We start from the raw sequence: 2,518 nt of genomic DNA on the forward strand, positions 1-2,518 counted from the left end.
CGCACCCTCGAACAAATCCGCACCCAAAATCCCCAGCTTGCCCAGCTCGATGACCAAACCATCATGGTGGGTATCTATAACCGTGATTTCGCGGGGACGATGACACCGCAGCAGTACATGGCAGTCACCGGCTACACGCCCAAGGCAAGTGGCATGGATTACGTCAAATCCGCTGCTGCTGGGGCCGGCGACTCTTGGTGGCGGCAGCTGGCTATGGCCTACAAAAGCTCGGCGCTGATGGCCTAGGTGGCGCAATCCGCGATGCGGGCCAGACAGCCCAACGCTATTGGGCGGACGACATGACCGGTGCAGGCCGTTCCGTGGCGAACAACCCTATCGTTACCGATGACTATGAGCTGGGCGATACTCCGCTGCAATCCACCCTGATGGCCGCGTCGCGTAGCGTGCCGGGGATGGTGGCGACGGCCCCAGTTGGCGGCGTGGTCGGCTTGGCGGCCAAGTCGGGGCTCGGTCGGTTGGCAGTAACCAAAGGTGCGCAAGCGGCTGCCGAGGCAGGTAGCGCCACATTGGCGCAGAAGGCTTTGTTGGCTGCTCCAGGTGCAATCGGTATGGGCGTGGCCGAAGGTGGCCAAGCCGCCTTGGTCAATGCCGAGCAGACTCACGCCAAGATCATGGACCTGACCGCGACGCCGGAAGAGGCGTTGCTGCAAAACCCGACTTACCGCGCCAACCTGCAGCAAACCCGCGACCCACTGGCGGCTCGCCAAGCCGTGGCGGATGAAACCGCGAACCAGGTATTACGCAATACGATGCTGGCAACCGGGGGGATCGGCATCCTGACCGGGGGTGGCGCGCTGGGCTCGGTGTTCAACCGCGTTACGGGCAAGCCGGCTTCTGCGCTGGCCAGCCAAGGTGCAATGGGGTTGGCCAAGTCAGCGGCGATGGATATTGGTAAGGAAGCGGGGCAGGAGTTTCTACAGTCTGGTGCAGAACAGTACGTCCAGAATGCGGCAGAGCGGGACCATATCGACCCGAGCAAGGACGCATGGCGCGGGGTGGGGCCGGCTGCCTTATCGGGTGCAGCCGTCGGCGGGCTCATGGGTGGCGGTACGCATGTGTTGGGCAAGCCGTTTGAACAAGCCGGCATGCCTGCGCTCAACCGTAACTCCGCGCCTGCCATCGCGCCGGCAGCCAACCCCATTGCCGAAACAGCACAGCTACCAGCCCTCTATCAGCCCGGTGGAGAATATCTCCCAGCCAATGAGGCAACGCCGGCGCCTGCGCGCTCGGACATGCCACCTGTACCGCAATTCAATGTCACCCCCGATGGCGTGGCTATCCCGGTCCCACGTGAAATGCGCGCCTTGCCCGATAGATCGGGTACGCTGTATGCCAACCAATTCGGCGTTGCCAGCGAGCAGATGGCCGATGTCGCGCTCAATGAGCAAGTGGCGAATGAAATCGCCGCGCATACCCAGCGCCGCGACGGGGCGTTGCGTGTCATCGGCAAGATTCAGGCACGCGCCGGCACATTGCAAGGCGACGCATTGGCGCAGTACCAAGCCAACAGCGCTCCCGCTTTGGCCCGCGCACAGCAAGCCTGGCAGGAAAGCGATGCGGCAATTGCCCAGCTAACCAACACCGAACCCGCTAGCGAAATGTTACCGGCAATGCCTACGCAACCCGTAGCCGGTGAAATGCTGGCGCTACCGGATAAATCGGCCACGCTGTACGCCAACCCGATGGGCCAAGCCAGCGACCAATTGGCCGAGGTGGCACCCAAGGAACAGCGCGCCCTTGACTTGGCGACACTGACAAAAAGGCGCGATGGCGCTTTACGCGAAATCGGTAGGATTCAAGCGCGTGCCAGCACCCTGCAAGGCAAAGCCCTGGCGCAGTTCCAAACCAATTCCGCTCCAGCCTTGGCCCGTGCGCAGCAAGTCTGGCAAGAAAGTGATGCTGCTTTGGCGCAGCTTGGCCAGGAAAAGGTGTATCCCTCACCACAAGAGGCCAGTCCGCAAGATGCTGCGGTGACCATGGGAGCGAGTGCTTCACTTCAACCCGCTGCACCGAATGCGTTTACCCTACCAGCCGACATCGAACCACTGCGGCAAACCCCACCCGCCAAGGCACCGCGTAAGAAGCCCTTGCCTGCTGCCAAGCCAGCGGACATGAGCGATGCCGAACTGGCGGAACGGGCCAGTTATATCCAAGAACAGGCTAAACGTAATAAGGGCTGGACAACCATGCTGGCTGCCGGCATGCGCGAGGTGAGAAACGAGCAACAAAAGCGGGCCAACTCGGCGCGGCAAGATGACCTGTTTAAGCACGCCGATAAAGTAGCGGAAGTCGCACCGGCATCAGTTGAGAACGCCACGCCGAAAGAAAAGCCAGTCAAATGGTTCACGACGGCAGAACGTGCAACCGCTTTCATCGACAAGAAAAAGCTGACCGATACGCACGCGCCCGTCGCGGTGGAGAAGCTAGCCCCCAACGGTAAGCGCGTTACTGTCTATGAGATTCACCCAAACCCCGCCCAGCCGGTACAAGAAGCCGC

The 2,518-nt window shown here is 61.6% G+C and carries 2 protein-coding genes; both read left to right on the forward strand.

Going from position 1 to position 2,518, the window contains the following annotated elements; translation table 11 throughout:
• Window positions 1-246 (forward strand): hypothetical protein (locus CSQ89_RS22715; RefSeq protein ID WP_158229085.1); only part of this gene is annotated, 246 nt, incomplete at its 5' end.
• Window positions 198-2,518, forward strand: a 2,321-nt coding sequence (locus CSQ89_RS21020) for a hypothetical protein (RefSeq protein ID WP_143747123.1), incomplete at its 3' end; no start/stop codon positions are given. The genes CSQ89_RS22715 and CSQ89_RS21020, both read left to right, overlap by 49 nt.

This window comes from Chitinimonas sp. BJB300, from assembly GCF_002735695.1.
In the GTDB taxonomy this organism is placed as follows: Bacteria; Pseudomonadota; Gammaproteobacteria; order Burkholderiales; family Chitinimonadaceae; genus Chitinimonas.